The sequence below is a fragment of the Halobacillus litoralis genome, assembly GCF_009856445.1.
Lineage (GTDB): Bacteria > Bacillota > Bacilli > Bacillales > Halobacillaceae > Halobacillus > Halobacillus litoralis.
The window spans coordinates 1-26,443 of sequence record NZ_WMFA01000002.1 but is presented as its reverse complement, the minus strand read 5'-3'; the positions used below and the strand labels follow the sequence as shown (position 1 = coordinate 26,443).

The 26,443-nt window shown below is 45.6% G+C and carries 25 protein-coding genes; 10 read left to right on the top strand and 15 right to left on the bottom strand.

All coding sequences use genetic code 11. The features are described from left to right. Window positions 1-4: 4 nt before the first annotated feature. From nagB to GLW00_RS05215, 5 genes are all read right to left on the bottom strand, one after another. On the bottom strand, window positions 5-742 hold the full coding sequence (gene nagB, locus GLW00_RS05235) for a glucosamine-6-phosphate deaminase (protein ID WP_160911956.1): 738 nt from the start codon (window positions 740-742) through the stop codon (window positions 5-7). Continuing rightward, window positions 739-1,923, bottom strand: a complete 1,185-nt coding sequence (gene nagA, locus GLW00_RS05230) for an N-acetylglucosamine-6-phosphate deacetylase (RefSeq protein ID WP_160911954.1) — start codon at window positions 1,921-1,923, stop codon at window positions 739-741. The genes nagB and nagA overlap by 4 nt, the downstream gene beginning before the upstream one ends. Then, on the bottom strand, window positions 1,916-3,853 hold the full coding sequence (nagE, locus tag GLW00_RS05225) for an N-acetylglucosamine-specific PTS transporter subunit IIBC (RefSeq protein ID WP_160911952.1): 1,938 nt from the start codon (window positions 3,851-3,853) through the stop codon (window positions 1,916-1,918). The genes nagA and nagE overlap by 8 nt, the downstream gene beginning before the upstream one ends. A gap of 771 nt (window positions 3,854-4,624) precedes the next feature. Further along, the gene (gene asnB, locus GLW00_RS05220; RefSeq protein WP_160911950.1) at window positions 4,625-6,466 is read right to left on the bottom strand and encodes an asparagine synthase (glutamine-hydrolyzing); all 1,842 of its coding nucleotides are present in this window, start codon (window positions 6,464-6,466) and stop codon (window positions 4,625-4,627) included. Between the two features lie 477 nt (window positions 6,467-6,943). Further along, on the bottom strand, window positions 6,944-7,303 hold the full coding sequence (locus GLW00_RS05215; RefSeq protein WP_160911948.1) for a YisL family protein: 360 nt from the start codon (window positions 7,301-7,303) through the stop codon (window positions 6,944-6,946). Between the two features lie 161 nt (window positions 7,304-7,464). On the opposite strand from GLW00_RS05215, the gene GLW00_RS05210 reads away from it, so the two are divergent. After that, window positions 7,465-8,661, top strand: a complete 1,197-nt coding sequence (locus tag GLW00_RS05210; RefSeq protein WP_160911947.1) for an ornithine--oxo-acid transaminase — start codon at window positions 7,465-7,467, stop codon at window positions 8,659-8,661. Window positions 8,662-8,701: 40 nt separating this feature from the next. Here GLW00_RS05210 and GLW00_RS05205 read toward each other — a convergent pair whose 3' ends face one another. From GLW00_RS05205 to GLW00_RS05195, 3 genes are read right to left on the bottom strand one after another with little or no spacing between them, the layout of a single operon-like run. Then, window positions 8,702-9,205, bottom strand: coding sequence for a GDYXXLXY domain-containing protein (locus tag GLW00_RS05205; protein ID WP_160911945.1), 504 nt, complete (start codon window positions 9,203-9,205; stop codon window positions 8,702-8,704). Next, on the bottom strand, window positions 9,202-10,401 hold the full coding sequence (locus GLW00_RS05200; RefSeq protein WP_160911943.1) for a DUF2157 domain-containing protein: 1,200 nt from the start codon (window positions 10,399-10,401) through the stop codon (window positions 9,202-9,204). The genes GLW00_RS05205 and GLW00_RS05200 overlap by 4 nt, the downstream gene beginning before the upstream one ends. A gap of 18 nt (window positions 10,402-10,419) precedes the next feature. Continuing rightward, complete coding sequence (locus GLW00_RS05195; RefSeq protein ID WP_160911941.1) at window positions 10,420-11,610, bottom strand: DUF418 domain-containing protein; 1,191 nt, start codon at window positions 11,608-11,610, stop codon at window positions 10,420-10,422. A gap of 86 nt (window positions 11,611-11,696) precedes the next feature. On the opposite strand from GLW00_RS05195, the gene GLW00_RS05190 reads away from it, so the two are divergent. The 6 genes from GLW00_RS05190 to GLW00_RS05165 all read left to right on the top strand — a co-directional run bounded on the left by GLW00_RS05190 (window position 11,697) and on the right by GLW00_RS05165 (window position 13,602). After that, window positions 11,697-11,918, top strand: coding sequence for a spore germination protein (locus GLW00_RS05190; protein ID WP_160911940.1), 222 nt, complete (start codon window positions 11,697-11,699; stop codon window positions 11,916-11,918). Between the two features lie 11 nt (window positions 11,919-11,929). Further along, complete coding sequence (locus tag GLW00_RS05185) at window positions 11,930-12,157, top strand: spore germination protein GerPB (RefSeq protein ID WP_160911938.1); 228 nt, start codon at window positions 11,930-11,932, stop codon at window positions 12,155-12,157. 44 nt (window positions 12,158-12,201) lie between these two features. Next, the gene (gene gerPC, locus GLW00_RS05180) at window positions 12,202-12,756 is read left to right on the top strand and encodes a spore germination protein GerPC (protein WP_160911936.1); all 555 of its coding nucleotides are present in this window, start codon (window positions 12,202-12,204) and stop codon (window positions 12,754-12,756) included. After that, entirely contained in the window at window positions 12,753-12,956 is a 204-nt protein-coding gene (locus tag GLW00_RS05175) for a spore germination protein GerPD (protein WP_160911934.1), read from the top strand. The genes gerPC and GLW00_RS05175 overlap by 4 nt, the downstream gene beginning before the upstream one ends. Beyond that, window positions 12,949-13,320, top strand: a complete 372-nt coding sequence (locus tag GLW00_RS05170) for a spore germination protein GerPE (RefSeq protein ID WP_160911932.1) — start codon at window positions 12,949-12,951, stop codon at window positions 13,318-13,320. Before GLW00_RS05175 ends, GLW00_RS05170 begins: the two co-directional genes overlap by 8 nt. Window positions 13,321-13,383: 63 nt before the next feature. Continuing rightward, window positions 13,384-13,602 (top strand): spore germination protein, encoded by a 219-nt coding sequence (locus tag GLW00_RS05165; protein ID WP_160911930.1) that lies wholly within the window; start codon window positions 13,384-13,386, stop codon window positions 13,600-13,602. A 177-nt stretch (window positions 13,603-13,779) separates the two neighbouring features. On the opposite strand, the gene GLW00_RS05160 is transcribed toward GLW00_RS05165, so the two are convergent. The 5 genes from GLW00_RS05160 to GLW00_RS05140 form a co-directional block, all read right to left on the bottom strand. Next, window positions 13,780-14,067: an HNH endonuclease gene (locus GLW00_RS05160; protein ID WP_146814212.1), complete on the bottom strand. Its 288-nt coding sequence runs from the start codon at window positions 14,065-14,067 to the stop codon at window positions 13,780-13,782. Further along, the gene (addA, locus tag GLW00_RS05155; RefSeq protein WP_160911928.1) at window positions 14,051-17,770 is read right to left on the bottom strand and encodes a helicase-exonuclease AddAB subunit AddA; all 3,720 of its coding nucleotides are present in this window, start codon (window positions 17,768-17,770) and stop codon (window positions 14,051-14,053) included. Before addA ends, GLW00_RS05160 begins: the two co-directional genes overlap by 17 nt. Next, window positions 17,770-21,270 carry a helicase-exonuclease AddAB subunit AddB gene (addB, locus tag GLW00_RS05150; RefSeq protein WP_160911926.1) on the bottom strand — a complete coding sequence of 1,167 codons (3,501 nt, stop codon included), beginning with the start codon at window positions 21,268-21,270 and terminating at the stop codon, window positions 17,770-17,772. The genes addA and addB overlap by 1 nt, the downstream gene beginning before the upstream one ends. A 392-nt stretch (window positions 21,271-21,662) precedes the next feature. Continuing rightward, window positions 21,663-22,199, bottom strand: coding sequence for a signal peptidase I (gene lepB, locus GLW00_RS05145; RefSeq protein WP_160911924.1), 537 nt, complete (start codon window positions 22,197-22,199; stop codon window positions 21,663-21,665). A 54-nt stretch (window positions 22,200-22,253) separates the two neighbouring features. Then, the gene (locus GLW00_RS05140; RefSeq protein ID WP_160911922.1) at window positions 22,254-22,901 is read right to left on the bottom strand and encodes a TVP38/TMEM64 family protein; all 648 of its coding nucleotides are present in this window, start codon (window positions 22,899-22,901) and stop codon (window positions 22,254-22,256) included. A 211-nt stretch (window positions 22,902-23,112) separates the two neighbouring features. Between GLW00_RS05140 and GLW00_RS05135 the strand changes: the two genes are divergently transcribed. Then, a complete protein-coding gene (locus GLW00_RS05135; protein WP_160911920.1) occupies window positions 23,113-23,529 on the top strand; it encodes a YhjD family protein in 417 nt (138 codons plus the stop codon). On the opposite strand, the gene GLW00_RS05130 is transcribed toward GLW00_RS05135, so the two are convergent. After that, the gene (locus GLW00_RS05130; RefSeq protein ID WP_160911918.1) at window positions 23,450-23,977 is read right to left on the bottom strand and encodes a competence protein ComK; all 528 of its coding nucleotides are present in this window, start codon (window positions 23,975-23,977) and stop codon (window positions 23,450-23,452) included. The genes GLW00_RS05135 and GLW00_RS05130 overlap by 80 nt on opposite strands. Before the next feature lie 305 nt (window positions 23,978-24,282). Here GLW00_RS05130 and GLW00_RS05125 point away from each other — a divergent pair, with 305 nt between their 5' ends. Continuing rightward, complete coding sequence (locus tag GLW00_RS05125) at window positions 24,283-24,729, top strand: DUF3939 domain-containing protein (RefSeq protein WP_160911916.1); 447 nt, start codon at window positions 24,283-24,285, stop codon at window positions 24,727-24,729. Here the strand turns inward: GLW00_RS05125 and GLW00_RS05120 are convergent, their stop codons facing one another. Then, window positions 24,730-25,476 carry an SDR family NAD(P)-dependent oxidoreductase gene (locus GLW00_RS05120; protein ID WP_335808444.1) on the bottom strand — a complete coding sequence of 249 codons (747 nt, stop codon included), beginning with the start codon at window positions 25,474-25,476 and terminating at the stop codon, window positions 24,730-24,732. It lies immediately after the preceding gene. 635 nt (window positions 25,477-26,111) lie between these two features. Between GLW00_RS05120 and GLW00_RS05115 the strand changes: the two genes are divergently transcribed. Then, on the top strand, window positions 26,112-26,443 hold a 332-nt coding region (locus GLW00_RS05115), incomplete at its 3' end, for a helix-turn-helix domain-containing protein (protein ID WP_160911912.1).

Here is a 26,443-nt window from a genome sequence, read left to right as displayed (position 1 = left end):
GGATTCATCCTTTCCGTTGAACTTTCTTATACGCATCTTCATCTACCAGTAAAGTAATGTCATCGTGACTTTTTAATGAAGAGGCAGGAAACTGCTCATCAAGCTCCCCTTGAATCAGTTGGAGAATGGCCTCCGCTTTTCGTTCACCGGAAGCCAAAAGAACAATTTTACGGCTTTTTAATATGGAACGGATGCCCATGGTAATCGCCTTCGTTGGCACGTCTTCCATAGATTCAAAGAAACGGGCATTGGCTTCCCTCGTTGACTCAGTCAGGTGTACAAAATGCGTCTCACTATCAAACGAAGTGCCAGGTTCGTTAAATCCGATATGTCCATTTTCACCAATCCCCAGGAGCTGTAAATCAGGGGGACCAATCCTGTCAATCACATTTTCATAACGCTTGCATTCTTGTTCCAGATCTTCGCTCTTTCCAAAAGGTATGTGCGTGTGTTCTTGATCAATATTGATGTACTGGAACAAGTGATGATCCATAAAATAGCGGTAGCTCTGAGGATGTTCGGGAGCCAGACCTACATATTCATCTAAATTGATTGTCCTTATACGACGAAAGTCTGCACGGTCCTCATTATAGCCCTTAATCAATTCTTTATAGGTACCTAGAGGCGTTCCACCTGTAGCTAAGCCTAGCACAGTATCCGGCTTTTTTGTGATTTGTTCTTCAATGATTCGGGAAGCCGTCTGACTCATTTCCTCATAATTTCTTGCAACAATGACATTCATGATACTCCCCCCTTCCCATCATAACTAATCACTCCACGACAAATCGTTGTCACTACACAGCCTTCTTCATCTAATAGGACGAGATCTGCATCTTTCCCTTTGGCAATACTCCCTTTCCGATCATAAACCCCAAGCTCCCGGGCTGCATTAGCGGAAGTCATTTTAACTAATTCATTTAGACCCACTCCAGCAAAGGTGCGCATTTTCCGTGCCGCTTCTTCCAATGTTAGAATACTACCTGCTAGCGTGCCATCAGAAAGGCGGGCTTCTCCATTTTTCACAGTCACATTTTGTCCCGCAAGATCATAGGTGCCAGAAGGTAGACACTTGGCCCTCATCGCATCAGTGATCAGGATTGTTCGATCACTTCCAAGAACCTTATAAGCTAAGCGGACCGCTTCCGGATGGATGTGGATGTGATCGACAATCATTTCCACGAAAAGGTCAGGATTCGTAAAAGCAGTTCCAACTAAGCCAGGTTCCCTATGGTGAAGACCACTCATTTGATTGTATAAATGTGTCACATGGCTCGCGCCTTTTTCAACCGCATCGTTCGCTTCCGCCAAAGAGGCTTCACTATGTCCCAAGGAACAAATCACACCTTTTTCCCTGACCTTTTCAATAAAAGGAAGAGCACCTTTCAATTCAGGGGCCAAGGTTACGAGTTTGATCTGCTGTTGACTTTCGTTTTGCCATTGCTCAAAAAGGGGGAGGGAAGGTTCCGTAATGTGTTCCAAAGGCTGAGCCCCTGCTTTAGATGGTGAAATAAAAGGCCCTTCGAGATGAATCCCAAGAACTTCTGCTTGTCCATTCCTCTGCTGTTGTTCCATATATGTCCCCACATTTGTGACGGCTTGAGAAATTCTTTCTCTGGATTGCGTCATGGTTGTGGCCAGAAAACTCGTCGTCCCTTCCATCGGAAGCTGAACGGCCACCCCATGCAAAGCTTCTTCAGTAGCGTCCATCACGTCATGACCATTGGCCCCATGGATGTGTACGTCAATGAAACCTGGTAGGAGAGTAAGGTTTCTACCATGCCCATCAATGACAGAAGCCCCGTCCTTAACAATGATTTCTTTCTGAATTTCTTCTATTTTTCCCTCACTTACCCTTACACTACCAGAGGGTATGGTCCTATCTTCCGTAACAATGGTTACATTCGTAATGACCAAATCATTCATTTCCTTTGCCTCCTTCCTCTATTTTCATTACCCCTTTTTGTCCCTGTTCCAGGTATCCTTCTTTAAGAAGTTCCACGTTTGCTCCTTCCGCATTCGTGAAAATAAACGGAGTTACGACAGACGGTGCATTCGCTTTGACAAAATCAAGATCCACACGCAGCAACGGCGTTCCCTGTTCCACCTTTTGTCCAGATTCAACAAGTGCTTCGAATCCTTCTCCATTTAGCTTAACGGTATCCAAACCAACGTGAATCAACATTTCCATTCCATTCTCCAACTCAAGCCCGATGGCATGTTTCGTCGGGAAAACTTGAAGGACTTTCCCGTTCACAGGCGAATGGAAAGTACCCTCTGACGGATCAATGGCAAACCCTGGTCCCATCATCCCTTTGGCAAACACTTCATCCGGGACTTCAGAGAGAGGAAGAACGTTTCCATTCAACGGCATTTGAAAATCTTCTTCTTCTACTTTTCTTGACGGAACCTTTTTTGACTCTTGTTCTTCAAGTGGAATTTTCTCATCCGTGACACCTTCAGGAGAGCGATATCCATGTTCCATTTGTTTCTTCATTGCATCAGCGACAAACTCGACAGAAGTACCCACAATCACTTGTAGATTCCTTTTACCAAGTTTCATGACACCGCGTGCCCCTTGACGCTTCAACTCTTTTTCATTGATTTTGTCCCGGTCTCTCATTTCAAGACGAAGTCGAGTGGTGCAATAATCCAACGTTTCTATATTTTCAGGACCACCTAACGCGTTTAGATAATAGGAAGCTTTCGCATCGTAATCACTGCTTTCTGTTTCAGTAACTCCCTCTTCCACTTCCTCGTCTTCTCTACCTGGTGTTTTCAAATCCAGTTTAACAATAAGGAAGTAGAAAATTACGAAATAGACCGCTCCCATAAATAAGCCGATTAAAATCAGAGTAAACGGATTCTGCGCAATGTTGTAGTTCAGTAAATAGTCAATTAATCCTGCTGAAAAACCGAAACCATGTCTGACATCAAATACAAAAGCAAGGATCATAGACACACCGGTCAACAAGGAGTGTACGACATATAAAAGTGGAGAAAGGAACATGAAAGAAAATTCAATTGGTTCGGTAACTCCCGTAATGAAGGAGGTTAAACCGATACTCAAAAACATTCCTCCAACTGCTGCTTTTCTCTCTTTTTTCGCCGCGGCATACATAGCTAGGCATGCAGCCGGCAGGCCGAACATCATGACTGGGAAAAACCCAGCCAGGAAGTAACCAGCGGAAGGGTCCCCATTCAGGAAGCGATTGATCTCTCCGCGCACAACTTCACCGGCCTCTGTTGTAAATGTACCGAAATCAAACCAGATCAAGGCATTCATAACGTGGTGTAAACCGACCGGGATAAGCAGACGGTTCAGCACGCCATAGACACCTACGCCCAGTTCTCCCCCGTTTAGAATCCAGTTTGCCGTTGAATCAAGGACGGCTTGTGGATACACCCATATATAGCCGAGTACAAAGGAAAGAACGACCATAACTGCTGATGTGATGATTGGAACGAAACGCTTTCCACCAAAGAAAGAAAGGAAGTCCGGGAATTTCACATCATTGTACTTGTTGTACAACATCCCGGCGATGACACCAGCTATCACACCGGCAAAAACACCCATATCCACGTCCTTGTTGATCGCCTCTATTCCACCATCAAGGACCAAATAACCGATGGCACCTGCTAAAGCAGCTGCGCCATTCCCATCTTTGGCAAAACCCATCGCAATACCGATAGCAAATATAAGAGCCAAATTTCCGAGTATCCCGTTACCAGCTGCTGTAATGAACGGAATATTCAACATATCTTCCATCCCTAACCGCACCAGCAAAGCCGCAGCCGGCAATGTAGCGATTGGGAACATTAATGACTTACCTATTCGTTGTAAAAAACTTAGCATTGTCGCTAACCTCCTTCAAATTGAAAACGTTTTACTGAAGTCATCTTACCACCATGTTTTATAGTTGTCTATACCAGTAAATGATGTTTGAATATTCTATAAAAACATCAATCAAATATTCTCCTTACCTACATTTTCTACACATTTCTACGATTTAACCTTATTAAAGAAAATGGCAGGATTGTGGAAGACTCAGTTTCGAAACTTTCCAGGGTTCGTTGCCCGGGTTGAGCGTCAGGGGTGGCTGGGAAGCTACTCGCTTTCCTGTGGGGGAGTGGCGAGCTTCCTCGGGCAACGCCCTGCGGGATCTCGCCGATCTCCTTTCTCCCACGGGAGTCTCGCAGCTTCCCAACCACCCCATTCGATGAAGGTTATAACGAACCCTTATACCAAGTTGGAAGGTCTCCCACTTTCCTGATTGTTGTAGGCAGAAAACGCTCGGTATTAAGCTTTCAGGGTTCAAGTACCTCGAATTGGGAGTATTATCCTTATACTCTCTTCACGCAGAATAGCTGATTATGAAAGAAGTGGTTTCGAGAACCTTCTATGGTGATGGGGCGGAGGGGAATGGCGAGACTCCTGCGGGAAAAAAGTGCTTGGTGAGACCCCACAGGACGCAGTCCGAGGAGGCTCACCGCGCTCCCGCGGAAAGCGAGCTATTCCCCGCAGTCCCATCCACCCAACAGAAGTCTCGAAACTGAGTCTTCAAGAAAAGGGAGCAATTGTGGGATTGGAGGAATTGAAAAAACCGCCCTGGATTGGGCGGTTTGGTTAGAAGGTGACTTTGTAGGTTCTGAGCCAGTGGTCAATCTGGCAAAGATGGGCAATTAACTGTGGACCTGTCATAAGCTGACCGAACCACGGGGTATCAATCGATTTCCCTTCTGTATCCTTAAGTTTCCTCACTTGGTTACGATCAAAAATATCAAAAAGTGGCGCATTCGGGTCCGCAAGCGTCTCTTCCATCCACATACAAACAGCCTTTGTATAATCAGGGTGGAAAGTTTTCGGATATGGATTTTTTTTCCGAAAGAGTACTTTATCCGGTAATATTCCGCGCAAAGCCTGACGCAGAAGACCTTTCTCCTGATCATTATGAAACTTCATGCTCCATGGCACATTCCACACATACTCCACAAGACGATGATCGCTGAATGGAACACGCACCTCAAGGCTCGCCCCCATACTCATACGGTCTTTACGCTCAAGTAAGGTCTGCATAAACCAGTTCATATTCAAATATGACATTTGTCTATGCTTCTTACTATCTTCATCCTCCCCTGCAAGCAGGGGTGTTTCTGCAATAGTTTCCTGGTACCGCTTCAACATGTACCATTCTATATCAATATCCCCTTTTAAATCTTGACGGACGAGCGTAACCCTCTCATTAAGAGAGCGAATCCAAGGAAATCCTTTTCTTTCTTTATCTTCTTTCCTGTAAAACCAAGGATATCCTCCAAAAATTTCGTCCGCGCATTCTCCGGAAAGCGCAACGGTCACATGATTTTTAATTTCCTCACAAAACCAAAGTAAAGATGAATCCACATCGGCCATCCCGGGCAGATCCCGAAGTTCCACGGCCCGTTTCAAACGTGACACAAGATCCTCCGTTCTCGCTTCCATGACCGTGTGGTTCGTTTGATTTTGCGCACTGACAAGATTAATGAACGCTTCATCCCGGTCTGGTTGGAACGCATTCTTTTTGAAAAATTTCTCTTGATCTTTATAATCGATAGAAAATGTCTGGAGTGCACCTAACTGGTCTTGTTTATATTTTTCAGCAGCCACGGCCGTTATGGCACTTGAATCGACACCTCCAGATAAAAAGGTCCCCAGTTTCACATCTGATACGAGCTGTCTCTGCGAGGCGTCCATAAATAATTCGCGTACGCGGGCAACCGTCTCATCAAAAGAATCTCCGTGAGGAGCGCTTTCTACATTCCAATACCTGTCGATCTTCAATTTTCCATTTTCAAACACGGCTCGGTGACCAGGACGGATTTCATTAATTTCTTGAAAGATCCCCTCTCCCGGGGTCCTCGACGGTCCCAAAGACAATAATTCATGAAGACCGTTGCTGTCCACAGCGGATGTAACTTCCGGATGGGCTAACAAAGCTTTCATTTCAGAGGCGAACATCACTCCGTCCCCTCGGTCACTATAGAAAAGCGGCTTAACCCCCAGACGGTCACGAGCTAGAAAGAGGCGTTTCCGGTGTTTCTCCCAGACACTGAATGCAAAGATCCCATTCAAATAGTCAACACATGATCCTCCCCACTCCATGTAACTGACAAGAACTACTTCAGTATCTGAATGAGATTGGAACGTCCATCCTTTTGCCTTCAGTTGATCTCTGATATCCTCTGTATTGTAAAGTTCTCCGTTATAGCATAAAATGTATTCTTCATCCCTCGCCTTGCGGATCATCGGCTGTTTACCTCCGGCAGGGTCTACAACTATTAAACGTTGGTGACCGAACGCAGCCGGGCCCTCGATCCATTTTTGGTAATCATCCGGTCCGCGGTGCTGCAACGTGTTTGCCATTCGATCCAATATCGAAGCCTTTTCTTCTGTTTTATGGGCTGCATCGATCCATCCAACAATTCCACACATCTAGCCTCACCATCCTTTTCCAATACGAAATGCGCAAGTCACGCTTCAGCGCTGGATTTTCACATAAAAAAACCATCATGACTCACTATATGATGGCAACGTTTTTCTTATGAAACCCTCCTGCACTATTAAAGTAAAAGGTTTCTTGAAGACTCCGTTTTGAGACTTTTGTGTGGTTTTAGATCTCCGGGAAAAGGTTCGCTTTCCATGGGGCGGGCGGTGAGCGAGCTATTCCCCGCAGCCCCCATCCACCCAACAATAGTCTCGAAACGGAGTGCTCAACTAAAGGGAGCTTTTATGGAAGAGAGAAAAAGTTACATAAATGTGTTGACATATAAATTGAGAATGATTATCATTATAAATGATAATAGTTATCACCGTTACCCCCCAAATAACGGACGAACATCAGACACAGAAACACAGCCCCTTTTTTCGATATTAAAAAGCTGCATGCGATTAACGCATGCAGCTTTATTTTTATGCTGGCAATATTCCAGCTGGTAAGAAACCAAATCCAAGAATAATTGCAATGATTCCAGCAATGGCAAGTTGTGCCCACCAGATTCCTGTTGGTTTCTTCTTCTTGTATTTGACAGCAACCATTTCCATGGAAGCAATGGTCCAAAGACCAACGAGCAGTTTAATAATTACAAGAGGGCCGTATTCGGCATAACTTGCGAAAAGCGAACCACCGGAATAAAGAATAAGCAAGTAAAAAAGACGAAGAATCATGTGAGAAATCTTTGCCGCTTTTTCACTGCCTTTACGGGTGAACATGACTACTAGACCGACAAGCACGAATGCGATGACCCATGAAGTAATATGTAAGTGCGCCATATTTTATTATCCTCCTTTTCATATGAATCTACGGTTATGATACCACGACTCTTCGACATATTCCTATTATTTTGTTACAGACTTCATTTTCTAAATTATAAGAAAATAAGAAGCAAACCTGTTATAATGATGAAAGACTGAATTGAAAATGGAGGGATTGCATGTCTGTAATTAGTAGTCAAAACATTATTGATCAAACCCAGGAGTATGGTGCGAAAAACTACCATCCACTTCCAATCGTTATTTCTAAAGCGGAAGGTGTATGGGTGGAGGATCCTGAGGGCAATCGTTATATGGATATGTTAAGCGCTTACTCTGCCGTCAACCAAGGGCATCGTCACCCGAAAATCATTCAGGCGCTGACCGATCAGGCCAATCGTGTAACTCTTACTTCCCGTGCTTTTCATAATGATCAGCTCGGTCCTTGGTACGAGAAGATTTGCAAGCTGACGAATAAAGAGATGGCTCTTCCGATGAACACTGGGGCAGAGGCTGTGGAAACAGCCATTAAAGCAGCAAGGCGCTGGGCCTATGATGTTAAAAAAGTGGAAGAAGACCAAGCGGAAATCATCGCCTGTACAGGGAACTTCCATGGAAGGACGATGACGGCTGTTTCCCTTTCTTCTGAGAAGGAATACAAACGCGGGTTCGGACCAATGCTTCCAGGCATTAAACTGGTACCATACGGAGATATTGAAGCACTTAAGGAAGCCATTACAGAAAACACGGCCGGCTTTATGCTCGAGCCAATTCAAGGGGAAGCCGGCATCGTCATGCCACCGGAAGGCTTCCTAAAAGAAGCTTATGACGTTTGTAAAGAAAACAATGTATTGTTCATTGCTGATGAGATTCAGGCAGGTCTTGGGCGCAGCGGGAAAATGTTCGCTTGTGACTGGGAAAATGTCAGTCCAGACATGCTCATTCTTGGGAAAGCTTTAGGCGGTGGCGTCTTCCCAATCTCTTGTGTGGTTGCAAACAGGGAAGTCCTTGGTGTCTTCAATCCAGGTTCCCATGGTTCCACGTTCGGTGGTAACCCACTCGGGTGCGCTGTTTCAGTCGCCTCCCTCGAAGTGATTGAAGAAGAAAAACTGGCAGAACGTTCTCTTAAGCTTGGAAATTATATGATGCAGGAGCTAAGATCGATCGACAACCCGAAAATTAAAGAGGTACGTGGGAAAGGTCTCTTTATCGGTGTTGAAATGACAGAACCTGCCCGTAAATATTGCGAAGAATTAAAAGAAAAAGGATTACTATGTAAGGAAACTCATGAAAATGTCATTCGTTTTGCTCCTCCTCTAGTGATTGAGCAGGATGACCTGGACTGGGCCATCAGTCAAATTAAAGCAGTTTTAAGCTAAGCAAAAAAAATACGACAGCCCTTTGGGGCTGTCGTATTTTTTATTTAAGAGAAGCGATTTTCTTTTGTTTCCAGGGGGCAAGAATAACCTCCACCTCCCGCTCCTCCCTCTGCTCCCAAAACGCCCCTGTATTTTCTTCAATATAGTACCTTCCAAGACCGATATCCACTTGGTATTGTTGGAGCGAAGGATCAGACCATTGATACTTAGCGGTAAGCACCACTTGATTGTCCTCTGTTTCAGGCCACAGGGTAGAAGCTTCTACAAGCTCGTAGATTTTTTCATCATTTTCCTCGAGCAGCAAAAACACTTTTTCTCCTCGGTTCAATGATTCATCGACCGACCATTTCTCTTCTGGTACTCGTTCAATCGCATAGTCCAGTGTTACATAATCCCCATAAAAAGGATCACGCGGGTCCACGGGTGCCGTCTTTAGAGTAATAGTTTGGCCCCAGATGTCCATGACATAGTAAGAAGCGGACATGAGAAGAAGAAACAAGATTTGCAGAGTAACAAGTCCATAAAACCACGAGCGCTGCTTCATCTCTCTTCTCCTCCTTTATGAATGGTGCGTCGTTTTTTCTCAAGGAAGTAACTGAGTGCAAACAATAAAACCCCGCCGATCAGGAAAAACAACGAACGATCCATGAAATCCCAGGCGAGCTGAAAATAAGCTATAAAAGTAGTCAGGAGAAAAGCGACCGTCCCTTTATTGACCCACCTTGACACTTCCTGCTGATATCCTGAGATCAACCATAGCAGGGAATAAAGAAAGAGAATGAAGAGGGACAACATATCTCCAGCTTCAAAGCGGAAAACCGGGACGAACAAAAGCAAGTCAATCCAGTAGTAGTTGGTCGAACTCATCGCAGACCTCACCACAGAAAAGAAGAATAGAATGGCCCAGGCTAAAAAGAAGTAAAGCGAGGACTCCGTTAGTTCACCGACATATTCGTTTCCGAGGAAAAATACCTGCAGGATCAGCATGGTGAAGACAGATACAATACTCAGGGTTTTGAATACATGCACCTTCCCTTTTTCGAGAAGGAAATCCTCCACAACATAAAGCAGTAAGAAAAACGCGATCAACCAATAGTAGGGCATGCCTTCACTAAATACCAGAATGACAGCTTTCAGCATGTAACTCGTTCCAAATGCGGCTAATTGAGTTACTTTCCTTGAACTCAATACGAACCACCCTAAACCAACAATGAACAGAAGGCCCAGCCATATGTGGAAGTGCTGAAAAACAAGACCACTGTAAAGCTGTCCCACCGTCATAATCACAAGTGTTGCGTAAAAAAATGAATCGTCTTTAAAAATCAAAAACAAACCAAAGGCGACGATAGCCCATAAGAAAAATGGAAAAGCACTGTAGGATGTATAGTGATACATTTGACCGGTAAGAAAAATACTGGATCCAAAGATCAGAAGAGCAATCAGGATGAGACTGATCCCGACCCGTTTGGATTTTTTCCTGTACACCCAATCTCCGCACAAATAAAAGACGGTTAGTGAAGTGAGAAGAATCACCATTCTCCCAAGATCCGTCAAATAAGACCAGTTTGATGCAACGAAAGTCAAAAACGCCAGCCCTATGAAAAGAGCCGCAAAAGTGAGCAGCACGGGTTTGTTCTGCTTTTTAGGATAGCGTTCCAACAATTGATCACGCTGGACTTCACTAATAATCGCATCTTCTACCCATTTTTTGCTTTCTTTAACGAGGTGATCACGATTCAAGACATCTGCCCCCTTCTCTTATGAAACTGCCTCTCTTTTTCTTTTCAATGGCTGCTTTTTCCCATACGTCAACGTCCGCCATAACCATTCTAACGGTCCATAACGGAACTTTTTCAACCACGCCTTGCTTATGAAGACTTGGCCGGTGAATATAACTATAACGAGAATCAAACTCCCAATCGGTGGGACGTCACCATATAACCCAAAGCCGACGGAATAAAAAAGAATGAAACTGATTATAGACTGCAGAATGTAATTGGATAAAGACATCCGGCCGACCCATGTTAAAGGATGAACGATACGGGCACCAATTGAGGTCTGGAACAATAGAGTAATAGATAAGACATAAAAGATAGCTGATGCTGAACCACCGATGCTATCCTGAGCCAGCTGAAACCATTCCGGACTTCCGAATAGATGCGGCCCTGCTTTGAAAATGAGGAACAATATACCCGTCAGCACCCATATATTTTTAATGGAATGCAAATGGTCGTTCGGTTTATGAAGCCATCGCTTCCGGCAAAAATACATCCCGAATAAAAACATCGGAATTAAACTTAAAGCGAGAAATGGGAGGTTCCCCCATTGATTTGCATATACCCAGTCGGCTAAGTTTTGCCGCCAGATATCAACGAGCGATCCGCTTCCATAGTTCCCCAGGGCTTCCTGAATGGCCGGACGGTTGACGATGCCCTGCATCTGATCCCTAATCATGTACAGCGCAAAAGTCAGTGGCAGCACAAGGAAGGTCAACATTCCGAACGCCCAGTACAGCAACGATTTTTCATGAACATTGAAAAAGGCCAACAAAACAAGTCCGAGGACTCCATAAGAAAGCAGAATATCCCCGTGCCAGATCAGGAAAGCATGAATGAGACCGAATCCTGTAAGTACAAGGAGACGCCTGAAAATCACACGTTGGTATGGAAGTTGCTTTTCAACAAGACGGTCCTTCATCATCTGGATACCGAATCCGAACATGAAGGAAAACAACGTATAAAAACTGGCTTGGAAGAAAATATCAACGAAATTTTGCACGCTATGACTGAGAGGCGATGGCCAATATTCCGCTGCCCCCCCATACAAAAAATATGGAGCGTTAAATGCAGGTACATTGACCATAAAGATTCCGAGAATCGCAAGCCCCCTGGCTGCATCGACCCAGTCAAGCCGTTCAGATTCGCGGAGAGGTGAACCTTTCCTTTTCATATGTATTCCCCCTATGATAGTTATTTTACTTTTCTTACGTCATTTAGACAATGAAGTTTCATAAACTGTAGAAAGGAGTTTTTGTTATGCCCGCAAAAGTCGGAGCCGTTAAAGTGATTTCCCTATCGTCTTCAAGTATTTTTAACATCGGTGACGTCTACAATATGGCTCCGGAGGCGACAGCAAAAACTTTTGCCGGTGGGGGTTCTTTCAATACTGGTGATGGCATCCGAATCAACATTAATCGATCGGATACGTTCATTAACGACTCCGAGTTTATTGATCAACCCATTGTGAATAATGCATAGGAGGTGCGTCTATGAATCTTACTGTCCACCAGTCCATCTATATTCACGTCCTAAGGATCGGCTCTGTAGCAAACTCTTCTGTTCTTCAAATCGGAAGCTCCGGGGTCATCCAGTCAAAAGCTGATCTGTTTAACACAGGCGGCTATACAGGACCTGGACCCAAAGCACAGCCGAAAGACGGAGAGGTCATCATCCCTGAAGCAGGAGGCGGCACGCTCGTTCCACTTTCCATAACATAGATGTCCCCCTCTCTTCATAAAGTTAGGTTAGGGGGTGAGCGCACTTGAACCAATACAATTCCTGGCAGTCATGGATCCAGCAAATGATGAACCAGATGGAACAACAACAGAAAATGATTGAGCAATTACAAAAAAAAATCGAGCAGATCCAGTCCATCGAACACCCACCAAGGACGGTTATCGAAAAAATCGAATATAAATTTGATCAGCTGAAAATCGAGACGCTCGAAGGAACCCTGCAAATCGGACTGACTCCAAATGGATCCGACCTCTCTGAGATCGGTGACTTATATAGCAACCAAGGGAATCAACTGCCACAAACAGATGATCAGGCGCTGCACTTTTTACAAGAATATATGGTGTCAGACATCCCCGTTTGGATGAATCAGTATTGTCGTGACCATGACATCCAAGTGAGTGAGGAGCATAAAGAACGGATGATTGCAGATGTTCGTAAACAGCTGCCACAGCGCATGGAGTATTACCGTAACCAAGAGCCAGAAGCTCCACCTGAAACCCTCTTCCATCAAATCCAAACCGAAATCCAACACTCCATCGCGCAGTACTTCGAGACTCTACAAGGAGATGATGATCGTTGAATCATATTGTACACAACTATGGCCTGCACGTAGGAAATATTCGCGTGACGGGCGTTTCTGGTTCATCCGTTTTTTTGATTGGAGATAATAAAACCATCCGTCTCCAATCTTTTTTTGACACCCCTCCCGAATCTCTAATCATCGGTCCTTTTGAGAATGTTGAAGAAAATTCAAATGTCGAGTTGGAACCAAATGATTAAGAGGATGGTTTACAGTCAGGACGTCGACATTACCTCAGTGCTCATCGGCTCCATCGTTGATATCGGAGATGTTTACCGTGCCGCCCCCTCTTCAAAAGTGCTGGCTGTACAAAAAGAGGGTTTAGAATTCAAAGCTGACATTTATGATTTCGAAGATTTCCCTATCTTTTCCCAAGAGAGCTCCCCTCCGTTATCCCCTGTTCAGATCGACTCTTTTTTCTATCAAAACCGCCCGATTGTAGTTGACCACGTACGTGTAATCGGGGTTTCTACCGCTGGAGTATTTCAAATTGGAGGCATTGATCATATTGATGCCATCAATTACACGAAACACTTCCGCATCCTCGAGAATGAAGAACAATAAAGGCCCGTTTTGCATACCTTGTAACTATAATGCTTGAATCGCACCAAAAAGGAGGCGATTGCGATGCCGGCTATTGTCGGACCCATCAGTATCAACAGCGTCGGTGGTGGAGTTGTTAACTTCGGAGATTCTTTTTATTTGTCCCCTAAATCTACAGGCAAAACAAATGCCGGATCGGGAGCTCTAAATACGGGAAACTGGATCATTACAAACAATGGACTCAGCTCGACGAACCCATTTGACCCAGACGTTGCCGATCAAAATATTACAGCAAATGCTTAGATACGGATGCGCCCTTGATTGTCAGGGCGCGTTTTGTTTTTCTTGTTAAGTTCAGTTACTTCCCCTCAGCGTTAGAGCACTTTCCTACGAGATGTCATTCCTCTTCATGTGTTTAGAAAGCTAGACTGGACCTCTCCTTTTATCAAAAAAAAGACACCGGACGCGTGTCCGATGTCTTCACTTTCTCTTTCTTCGATTCGATTTTCTTGTCGTTATTTTCTTCTCCGGGTCCTGCTTTTTCACCCAGCGTAAGTATTTTTGCATATCCGGGTGGTCTTTCAAGCGCTCTACACTATGATAAAAAGCGGCCAGTTCTTCGTTTGTGAATAACGCATGAATCTGACGGTGACAGGCACTGCAAAGCATGGCCGTCGGTCCTTCCACGCCTCCGTATTGTTTCGGAATCAAGTGATGCTCTGTCGTCTTGACCGGTGAACGGGAACATAGATCACAGGTCTCTCCCATGTGTATCGACCTCCACCATGAAGGATCCTTCAAAGAAATATAAACAACTCTTGCGGACGGGCTGTTTCCATATCTTTTCGAGAGCCTTTTGATACAAGCTCAATTGTGTTCGATATCTGTCCGCCAATTTCGGTGCAGCATCTTCTGTTCCGTCCGGAATCGCATCAGATTTATAATCCAGAATCATCCAGCCATCTTCATACGGAATCATAGCGTCAATAACACCCTGGATGAAAACTTGCTCATCTGTCGATTCTTCCCAGTGAGCATAAACTTCATTAGCAGGCAAAGTCAGACTGAATGGAACTTCACGTTCAATCTGATCCGTTTGCAATACATATGCTCCTATATCGGTCTTGAAAAAATCCGCAATGGCTTGGAAATCAATCACATCCGCCTCTTCGCGCCGGAGCACTTCTTTGAGAACGAGGTGCTCCACGTACTCTTCCACTTCGTCCCTCTTCCATTGCTTTGTAAAAGGCAAGTGTTGCATGACGGTATGCATGGCAGTTCCGCGTTCTGCTGCCGTCAGCTGTTTGTCCTCCTGCATGAAACGTGGACGCTTGACGATCGGGGCACGGTAAGGGACAAGCAGCTGATCGCTTGAGTATTCGTCCTTCGTCTCACGTTGACGTTTAATTTCCGTCACGGTCTGCTTGGCACGGGTATTTGCGGCTTTTTCATGTGGATACACAAAATCGAGACGCTTCACATAGGCTTCATCCACTGTTTCAGGAACGGCGACTGGTTTCCATTTCTCCACTGCCTGTTGCAGTTGTTCATCACGTTTTTCTTTCACTTCGTCAAGGACACTAAATTCGCTTCCATGAGCAATGCGGACCCGCCACTGAGATTCGTCATAGTGAATTTCTTCAGCGGTTATCACTTCCACATCTCCCCGGAGATCGGACGTGTGCTCGTGACGAATTAACGCAGGGCCCACCCAATCGAGGTAAGACTTTGCCTCCAGGCGATCGTGTGGTGGGAGCACCCAGTCACGGGCATCTACAAAACTCTGCCATTTCTCCTGTTTCTTTTCAAAAGAAGCGACATTTCCGACCATGACAAGCTTCTCTTTCGCTCTTGTCAACGCTACGTATAAGACTCTCATTTCCTCCGCTAAAAGTTCGCGACGTTTAGCTTCTTTCAACGCGTGATAAGCAAGCGTCGGGTACATGAGCCTTTTCTCAGGATTGATATAGCGGGAGCCGAACCCGTAATCTTTATGAAGTAAGTAGCGATTCTTCAAGTCCATCATATTGAATTGTTTGTCCATGGCTCCAAGAATGACAACCGGGAACTCAAGCCCCTTACTTTTGTGAATCGTCATGATTCGGACAACATCTTCCTGCTCACCGAGGGCACGAGCCGCTCCGAGATCATCTCCGCGTTCTTCCATCCGCTCGATAAACCGAAGAAAGCGGAACAATCCACGGAAGGAGGTAGCTTCATAGGAGCGCGCACGGTCGTACAAAGCTCTTAAGTTCGCCTGACGCTGACGCCCTCCCGGCATCCCGCCGACGAAATCATAGTAACCCGTTTCACGGAAAATGTCCCAAATGAGTTCAGACAAAGCCCCTTGGCGCGCCTGTTCCCGAAAGCTTTTCAACAGTTCCAGAAACTCGTCCACTTTCCGTCCCAGATCATCCTTGGCTGCATATGCCTGCATCGCTTCGTAATAGGTCGCGCGCTTCTTAGAGAGACGAATTCGGGCAAGCTCATCTTCATCAAGACCAACAACCGGCGACTTGAGTACAGAGGCAAGCGGGATATCCTGCATCGGGTTATCAATGACCTTGAGCAGGCTGAGCATCACTTTAATTTCAATCGCTTCAAAGTACCCGGTAGAGAGCTCTGCATAAATCGGGATGCCTTGCTGCTTCAGTTCGTCCACGATGGTCGAAGCCCACGTCATCGAACGCATCAGGATGACGATATCCCTGTATTGTAATGGACGCTTTGCACCGGTTTCTTTATCCACGACTTGAAGCGGTTCCCCGCCTTCATACCCGAGCCATTTGCGAATCATTTTTCCATAAGCGCGCGCTTCGAGCTGGGCTTTTTCTAAATCTTTATAAGACTCATCCTCATCACTGTCGCTTTCCTGGGATTCCCGGTCGATGAGGAAAAGCTCCGCATCCGCATCATCAGCTGTTAACTCATCATAGATTTTGTTGCTGTAAATGAGCTCCGCTTCCTTTTCATATTCCATTTCACCGACTTCTTCATCAAGCACTTGACGGAAGATATAATTCGTCGCGTCCAGTACTTGTTTACGACTCCGGAAGTTGCGCGCCAAGTCTATCCGCTCTCCAGCATTTTCTTCATTTCCGTAAAGTTTGTACTTGTTTAGAAATAAGGAAGGTTCGGCATGCCGGAACCTGTAGATGCTCTGTTTCACATCTCCAACCATAAATAAGTGGCCGGCATCTTTCCCTTCTGTCAACAGACGAAGCAACGTTTCCTGTACAAGGTTCGTATCTTGATATTCATCAATCAACACCTCTGAAAACTGCTTTTGGAAACTTTCCGCAACTTGGGAGGGTACAAGATCCACTGGAGTCGCTGTTTCATCGAGTAAAATATGCAGGCAGTAGTGTTCCAGGTCGGAAAAATCCACGATCGCTTTTTCTTTTTTCAACTGCTCATAGCGTCCTTTAAAATCTTTCACGACGACGGCAAGCTGTTCCATGACGGGGTGCAGATCCTGCATATCCTTCAAATAGCTTTCCAGCGAACGGGAGAACCATTCATCACGGACCTCATTCCAACGTTTTTTATAACGGTCCCGGATCTTTTTCGCCTGTTCTTTTTTATCCGCATCACAGTCCATTTTCTTACGGGATAACGTGGCAAACTTCTGCCCCCCCATAAAGCTTTGCATCTCTGACCAGGAATGAGTAAGTGCTCCTTTTGCCTGCTGAATCAATTCAAGATCCGACTCTGCGGTTTCTGCATACGCATAGGGTCCATCCGGTTCTCTAGTAAGGTCCAACACTTGCCTGGCTTCTGTTTCCATGGCTTTTAACTGGCTTTTCACTTCCTGCTTCAGCAGGTTGAGCCATGGCAGGTCCATCTCACTTTCGACCTGTCCTACATTGTACATTTCTACCATTTGATCGATCCAGGCGTCCGGCCATGGATTTTGCGTAGCGAACGTGTACAAATCAAGCACTAATTTCTCTACATCCAAGTCACTTCGGTCGCTTGAAAAGCGTTCAACCACATCAAAAAAGCGCTGCTGTTCTTCGCCTTCTTTTCCGTACCAGTCCTCAAACAGCTCCTCAAGCACCTCCTGCTGAATCAAATCCGATTCAACCGTATCGGCAATCCGGAAGCCAGGGTCAAGATCAAGCAAGTAGGCATAGCGACGTACCACTTCCATACAGAACGAGTGGAGCGTGGAGATGGAAGCGTTTTGCAGCAAGGATAACTGTTTTTTCAAATGATGGGATCCTGGGTTTTCTTCTAACGCTTTCGCCAGTGCGTGTCCTACACGGTTCCTCATCTCCTGTGCCGCGGCATTGGTGAACGTCACTACAAGCAGGGAATCGATATCGACAGGGTCATCTTTATGAAGGAGTTTTTGAATAATCCGCTCTACCAGTACCGCTGTCTTCCCTGATCCTGCAGCAGCAGCCACGAGGATATTCGATCCATGAGAATAAATCGCCCTCTCCTGTTCTTTTGTCCAACTGACCATTACGCATCCTCCTTCCCTTTCGTCAGTCTTTCCAGAACATCTTCATCCTTTAAGTCCTGAAGTTTCCGATAATTGTGTTCTTCCAGTGTGGGATCGAACTGACACACAGAGCGGTACGAGCAAAATTCGCAGGCGACCTGCTGGTTTTTCTGAAATGGATCAAGATCGACCGCTCCATCCGTAATTCTCGTTCCTGCTTCTGTCATCAACCCCCGGATATACTGTTTCAATTGTTCGAAACGTTCCTCATCCGCTGTTTTTGAACTCTTATAAAATCCGCCCTTCGCCTTCAATGCGGCAGGTACAATTTGACTGTATCCTTTTTCAAGACCTGTATCCATCATCTGAACAACACGTTCATTTTCTAAAAGCAGGCCCTGCATTTTAAATTTCTTAAAAATCTCTTCTTCAATTTGCTCATCTTTAAGAAGCTGTTTCCCTGTAATCATCGGGTTATGCACATGGAAATAGAGTACGCCCCCAGGGGTTGCATTCTTTCCAAGCCACTGCTCAGCGTTCGTCAGTACAACATCTAAGTAAGCAAGCATCTGCAGCGACAAACCATAAAAAACATCCACGAGACTCAAGCCTTTGCTGCTTGATTTGTAATCAATGATTCTTAAAAACAGATCTTCTTCCGAAAGAGCTTTATCTACACGGTCGATACGCCCGCGAAGCATGAGTTCGTATCCATTCGGCAAGTCGAAAGATAATGGCGGAAGTTTCGCATCTCCTCCAGTACCGAAGCCAAGTTCCAGACCTACAGGAGAAAATTGACTACTCCTTGCCTGCTCACTGAGAACGAACGCCGCTCGTGCAATGACCTGCTGCAGCTTCTTCTGAATATATTGATAGCGGTTCGAGCTCTTTAAGATTTGATTTTGCAAAATCGGCGCCAGGGAATTGGTCGCTTTTTCTGCGTAGAGGTCTGTATCCTGACGACCTAATTGAGAAAAGTCACGTCCTTCCGCCTGAACCCATTCCGTAATCTGCTTGAGGGCTTCGTGGAAGAGTTGACCGATATCCGGCGCATCCAACTTGTAAGTCCTTCGTTCTTCAAGTCCAAGACTATGCTGTGCAAAATACTGATACGAACAACGATGGTACGTTTCAAGTCTTGAAACACTCGTTTTCACTTGTTTATCAAACAGCTTCCCTGTCGTTTCTTTGGAAAGAGGCACCGGTTTGTTCTTATAAAAAAGACTTTGTAATACACGATTCGTCAACCCATGGGAAGGCTCGTGCTCAATATACCAATTCAGCAGGTCCCACCAGACCGGCTGCATCATATATCCTTTCAGATAACGGGCAAACTGCGAGGTGAGTGCTGACCTCGTCTTTTGAGGATTCGTAATGAATCGCTCCGCCTCGTACAAATCATCAGGATCCTGCAAAAGCACATGCTCCTTCGTATTCGGAAACAATTCCTCCATACGTTGAATGAGGGTCGCCGGAACCTTAGACTTCCCTTCCTCATTACTGAGCGGATAGCTGATCCACAATTGATCTGCGGGCATCGTCAAAGCCAAGTACACATAAAAGCGATCATCCAGCAGCTGGCGGTTGCTGCCATCAGCAAGCTGGATACCATTCTCCGCAAGCAATGAACGCTCCTGTTCAGAAATCATGCCATCACTTGGCGGCTTCATCGGCCACATTCCATCGGTAACACCGAGAAGGAACGACGCTTTAATGCCCGTCATTCTTGAACGATCGACACTTCCGACGATGACATGGTCCATGCTTGGCGGAACGTGGGCAAACGTTAAGGATTCCAAACCACTGTCGATGGTACTGCGGAAGACTTGGAGCGACATTTTTTCATCACCGGCCATTTCCACCATCTCATCGAGCAGCTGCAGGAAATCATCCCATACCTGTGCCTGTTCACGCCCGCGTTCGATCTCCCCTTTTTCATCATAAAATGCACGCCAGGACTCGAGTTGATCCGGTACGCGCAAACCTTCCAGCCATAAGTAGATGACCCGAGCACGGTCTTCAATCGTCTTGGCTGCTCTTAGATTCTCGTCAAATGGCTGCAACGCTTGGCGCACTTGGTTACGGTACGCATTGATCCGCGTTTGTTTAGCTTTCTCTTCATCCGTCTGTGCGGACTGTTCAAATCCACGAAAGCGCTGGTAAACCCATGGTTCATCTGAAAACCATTGGCTACGCGCCCGTATCCCGTACTCAAGCACGTAATTTTCCAGCTCATCTATTGCATCTTCATTCAATGGATGCGTGCGGTCTGTCTTTGGGATAAACCCGGTTTTTAACAAGCGGAAAACAGAATCATAACGGAAGTTCCCCTCTACAACATCCAATCCAGAGCGAATGAGCTCAATCATCGGATGGTTAAGCATCGTCCTTTTTTCATCGATGAACACCGGGATGTCATAATCATCAAAGAGGGTTTCAATCAAACTATGGTAAACGTCCGGCTCACGCATCAAAATGGCCATATCCTTATAGCGATAGCCTTGATCACGAACGAGATGAAGAATTTCCTGTGCCACCCCTTCGACTTCTGCCCGGGGATGAACCGCTTCTGCAATCTGAATCGGCACTTCTCCTTCAAATGGGGACGCCGGTCGTACATCGTAATACTCTTCTAAGTGCATGAATGCCGGCTGATCTTTCATTCGGCCTGACGTATGGTCGAGCACTTCCACATCTTCCAAACGGGCCCCAGCTTCCTCGGCAACCTTTTTCAGATCAAGATACGTTTGTTTCGTTTCATGGAAAAGATCCAGCTCAGGGTTCTCTTCTCCTGACGGTTCCTCTGTGGTCAAAGTAACATGAACCGTCTTCACCTTTCTCAAAAGAGTTTCAATGACCTGATACTCCTGAGGCGTAAAGCTGTGGAAACCGTCGATGTACACTTCTGCTCCTTCTAAAAAAGAAGCTTCAGGAATTTTGCTGGCAAGAAGCTGGAGCTGATCCTCACTATCTATGTATTGATCTTTCAGCGCATCAACAAGATGATCATAAATATAGGTCATATCGTCCAGCTTGTCCCTCAACCCCTGTTCCTGACTCGTAGTGTGAACAAACTGATCAAGCGCGTCCATCTGGGCTTGAAGATCTTCCGGCGTAATGCGGTAACGCTTGAATTCCGTAATCATTCCCTCCAGCTGTTCAATGAACCCCTGCTTCTCCACCGCTTTTTGAAAAACACGCCAATCGGACGTCCGTTCTTCTACGATTTTACGCAGCATCATTTGAACCCCTGTAGATGTGATGAACTTCTTCGTTCCCCCTCCCGTTTCCTGGAGTACTCTCCAGGCGAGTCGTGAAAAACTGAAGACTTGGGCACGAATGGACCCTTCCACTCCTTCTCTTTTCAGGAGGCCATATTCCTGCTGGAAGGTCATCTGATCCGGAACGATGTAAATAATCGCCGGACCTCGTGGGTCATCTTTTAATTTTGCTTCTATTTCATTTAAGCAACGCGTACTTTTTCCTGCTCCTGAACGACCGAGCAAAAATCGCAGCCCCATACCGACCGCTCCTTTCTTTCTCATTCTGTATTTATTTTATCATTTTTCCACCGTTTATGATGCTCTCCCGCTCCTCCACAATCGCTCCCTATTCTTGAAGACTCAGTTTCGAGACTTCTGTTGGGTGGATGGGGGCTGCGGGGAATAGCTCGCTTTCCGCGGGAGCGCGGTGAGCCTTCTCGGACTGCGTCCTGTGGGGTCTCACCAAGCACTTTTTTCACGCAGGAGTCTCGCCACTCCCCCACAGGAAAGCGAGTAGCTTCCCAGCCACCCCTGGCGTTCAACCCGGGCCACGAACCCCGGAAAGTCTCGAAACTGAGTCTTCAACTATCCTGCCATATAGTTGAATAAAGATAGACATAAAAAAACCGCCCGTTAAGGACGGTTGCGTTTTAGAACTGTACGCCGAGTTGGTTCATCGGCCAATAGCGTACATCCACTTTTCCGACGACGGTATCAGCAGGTACAAACCCGAAATACCTACTATCCAGACTGTCCCGTCTATTGTCCCCCATGACGAACAAATGACCTTCTGGGACCGTCTGATGCCCCGTCACCTCTTCCAACGTGAAATCTTCCGTAAAAGGCAGACCGTCATTCGGACGGAGTGAATCGAGATAACTTTCGTCGACACGTTTACCATTGATGTATAACTGATCATCTCGAACGGCAATCTCATCCCCACCGATTCCTATGACGCGCTTCACATAATCCTCTTCTTCATTTGCATGGAAAACGATGACCTGCTGTCTTCCGATATCCTGCCAATCATAAACCGCTTTGTTGACCATTAGTAAATTCCCGTCATAGAGCGTAGGCTCCATCGATTCGCCGTCTACAATGTAGCTTGCGAATAAATAAGAGCGGAACACAAAAGCCAGCAACAGGGCGAGTAATACTGTTCTGATCGCTCTTTTATATTTTTTCATTGTTTGCGCCTCCAGGTGGTATGCTACAAACATTTTACCCTCGAGGAGACAAACTTAATCCCCGCTGTACGCTTTCTGTTCCGCCTTTATTTGTATTCTTTTCTCGATATACTTCCCCAGCACCCAGAAAAGTAGAATGCAAACACCGACAACAATCGATTTCACTGGATTCTGCGCAAACGATGCAATGCTTGAACCTACATAGGCGATTGTAAAAATCATGACGGCTTTGCCCAAAAGGACGGCTAGGATGAATTGCTGACGACTGACATTGGATAATCCAGAAACCACATTAATGATCGATGAGGGGGAAAAGGGAAAACACATGAGCAAGAACAAGGGTCCAAACCCATGCTCCTCCACCCACTTCGTCACTTTCTTCACTTGCTTTTGCTTTGTAATCTTCCTGAATAAACGCTTGTCCCCTAATCGGCGAATAATAAAAAATACGCACAACGATCCAAAAACAGCCCCAAGCCATGAATAAAGAAATCCTTTGAACAACCCATACACGACAGCATTGGCCAAAACAAAGGCGACAAGTGGCAAAATCGGCAAAAACGCTTCAATAAGAGGGAATAGGATGCCCGGGATTGGTCCAAACCGTTCCAATCCTTCAAGCTGCCTTATGATGTAATCAAATAGTTGATCATTCTCCGCTAAATGGCGCCATTGGTTAATTTTTTCAAACACTGAATCCATGATGCTGCTCCTTATGTACACTAGTGACCAGTGTATGCTTTTCTCTATTTTATCTGAAATCCCGCTCCATGCCTACCAGTATGTGCGTCCTTATCTAGCTTTTCCCCTTCCTGCCATTTTCAACCTTTTTGTAAAACAATCTTGCATACATTGGACCTTTCCGTGGTATAATACAAACAAGAACACTTGTTCGTATTCGGAGGAGAATGACATGAGGTATCTAAAACAAAAAGAATTGGATCTCGCTTCCCGTTATTTGTTTTTATCTATGGCCATCACTGTTATCAGGCAGGATCGGAAACACATGGAACATGGGAAATTCAAAATCAAGGAGCCGTACATGGAGATGCTCGGAAAAATGGAGCTGGAAGCGCGAAAGGAACGGAGAGAACTAAGAAGACAAATGGACCATATGAAATTGCAGGTCGTTGAATCCGGGAGGAACGATTCATTTACCTCTTTCCTTTTTTTAGCTCATGGATATGAGGAGAAGCGCAACTATTTCAATCCAGCCATTCGAAAAAAAGTGGAAAATATTCTGTTTGAGCTTATGAGAAGGTCTCAGCAATCCGTTCAGCACGATGATCAGCAACCACAGGTGTCGAATGGAAACGGTCTTCAAGAATGACGCGCAAATGAGCGGTGCGTTGAACTTGATTGGCGAACATGCCATCAGAAACGGGAAGGTTAACAGACATCCCGTTCGTGAATTGAACAGTCGTTGTTTTATTAGGTTCTCCACGGTAGGAGCGAATATATTTGTGGGCGATCCAGGAACAGTCTTTTCGTTTCGGGGAGATAATCGGGAAGAAATAAATGCCCATCGCTTCTGATATGACAATCGGGGGTTTGTGCGTGTAACCGGTCAGCTGCTTTGTGCCAGCAATCCGACCATCGAGGCTGCTTGCAAAGTAACGGCAGGAACGATCGATAAGACCACTTGGACATTTTGAAATGACAAAGCGCTCATCCGTCTCCATAACTTCCGTAAAAGCTTGTCCACCCTCTGGGTTTTTGGCGATAAGAGCAATCGTCTGAGGGTTAATCTCGTATTCTTTTCCATGAACATATGTCATCCACTACAACACCTCTTCCATTTCAAGTGGCGGCAGCTCTACACTCAGGTCGAACCTACCGCTCATCTTCTTTAATTTACCAAATTGCCCGACAAAAGTCTAAACATTTTAAAAAATGTTTCATTTCAACGATTCTGCTATACTACAATTACACCTTTTCTTCTTTCTGCCCTTTGTTTCCTCTCTGCTCTTCACCACGACCAAAGTCAGGATTGAGTAATGTGAAGAAATCGAGTTCAGGCTGAACCGGTTGATCTTTCATTTGAAACACCTCTCAAGCAAAATTCATTTTAGGAGGAATATACATGTGGAGTCGAAAAAACAAGAAGTCGAAACTGGAGAAGAAGGATTTATCCATACACGATGTCCGAAAAGCCGTCCATGCCTACGCGGATGACAAGCCCAGCGATGTCCCTCTTAGTGTAATCATCAAAGAGGACCTCACACTGGATTATGAACTTTTATCCCCCTACTTAAAAGCTGTGCCCATTCAAAACTTCTACATGTCCCGGGAAACCTATGAATTGTTTGAAGAACAGGATCAGGATCTCGCATTGGATATCGATCTCGTTCAACATGCCGTCGACCAATATATGAAACAGACACAGGAACTGCCAATCATAGATGATGACCCATACAAACGGATAAGTTATTATAAGCTTGAAAATCATCATTTGTTACAACGAAGACCAGAACGTGACTTTTATCTTACAAAAGAAGAATTTATGATTACCTACAAAAAGCCTGAATGATCACCGATCTGCCGTCCCTAATGTCATCCCACCATCTACAACGATTTCTGTTCCCGTGCAATAGGAACTGTCGTCAGAAGCAAGGAAAGCAATAGCTTTAGCTATTTCCAGGGGCTGCCCGATTCTACCGAGCGGGATAGAATGATAAAATTCCGGTACCCCTTTCCCCTCTGTCGCCATCTCGGTTTCAACTCCCCCTGGGTGAACCATATTGACACGAATTCCGTACGGTCCGAGTTCTATAGCTGCAGCTTTCGACATGGCCACCACAGATGCTTTCGTTGCCGCGTAGGCGGATGACTGGCTAATCGGAGCAAAAGAAGAAATGGATAAGTTGTTCACGATAGAACCCTCGCCCTGTACGATCATATAAGGGACAGCTGCCTGCATTCCGTAAAAGACCCCCAGCTGATTCACTTGGATCAATTGCTCGTATTCCTCTGATGTCATCTCTATAAAAGGCTTGCGGATTAAAAGACCAGCATTGTTAACAAGTACATCCAACCGCCCGTACCTACGGACGATCTCAGCTGTTGCAGCCGTCCACTCCTCATTCTTAGTTACATCCAACTGTACCGCCAATGCTTCCGAAGACCCTAACGCTGCCACCACCTCTTCAGCAAGGTGGATATTTCGCGCTCCAAACGCCACCGATGCTCCAAGAGACAATAAATATTCCGCAATGGCCTTTCCCTGTCCACGATTTGCACCAGTCACCAACACCACTTGACCCTTTAATTTTTTCACCACTTTACGCTCCCTTCCATCCATCGTTCCGTTATTTTAAACACAATCAGCGAAGCTCATACTTTCAAATTCAAAACTCTGCCCACTATTAAAGTAAATGGCAGGTTTCTTGAAGACTCCGTTTCGAGATTTTTGTGAGAGTTTAGGGCTCCGGGAAAAGGTTCGCTTTCCATGGGGCGGGCGGTGAGCCTCCTCAGGCTACGCCTTCCGGGGTCTCACCTGTCCCACACGTCCCATAGGAGTCTCACCGTTTCCCTCCGCCCCTTTACCATGGAATAGATTCTCGAAACCAACACTAAAAGGCAGCTCTTATGATTTTGATAGGCAGATTATAGAACCCCTGCACTTATAAATAAGGTTCTACTCCTTCCCACCTATAGGCAAGCAAAAAGGGCTTTGTATCAAGCGATTACGCATTCTAAACGTCCATTGGATAGATTACATATTATCCATTTCCTATAAACATATAAGCTAATTTTATAAGTAGTGTTTTCGAGAATCTTCCTTGGCAAAGGGGCGGAGGGGAATGGCGAGACTCCTGCGGGAAAAAAGTGCTTGGTGAGACCCCACAGGACGCAGTGAAGTGACCCCCAAGAGTTGGACACCTTCTAACTCTGACCGAAGGGGGATACACCTTGAATAAATTTACGAATGAAGACAAATTTCAAGCCGTCCATCGATATCTTGATGAAACCATCAGCTACCGTCATCTAGCTAAAGAAATCGGCGTAGACAACTCTGTTTTACGTTATTGGGTGAAATTATATGAGTATCACGGAGATCAAGCTTTTGCGCCTCCCTATACAAACTATTCCTCAGAATTTAAACTGAAGGTAATTGCATGTATCGAAGACGAAGGGTATTCCATTCGTGAGGCCTCAGCTCTCTTCCATATCCCCGATTATTCCATGGTTCGAAGGTGGATGAGGAAATGGAAGAATGGCGGTATGGGAGCCCTTGCGTCCAA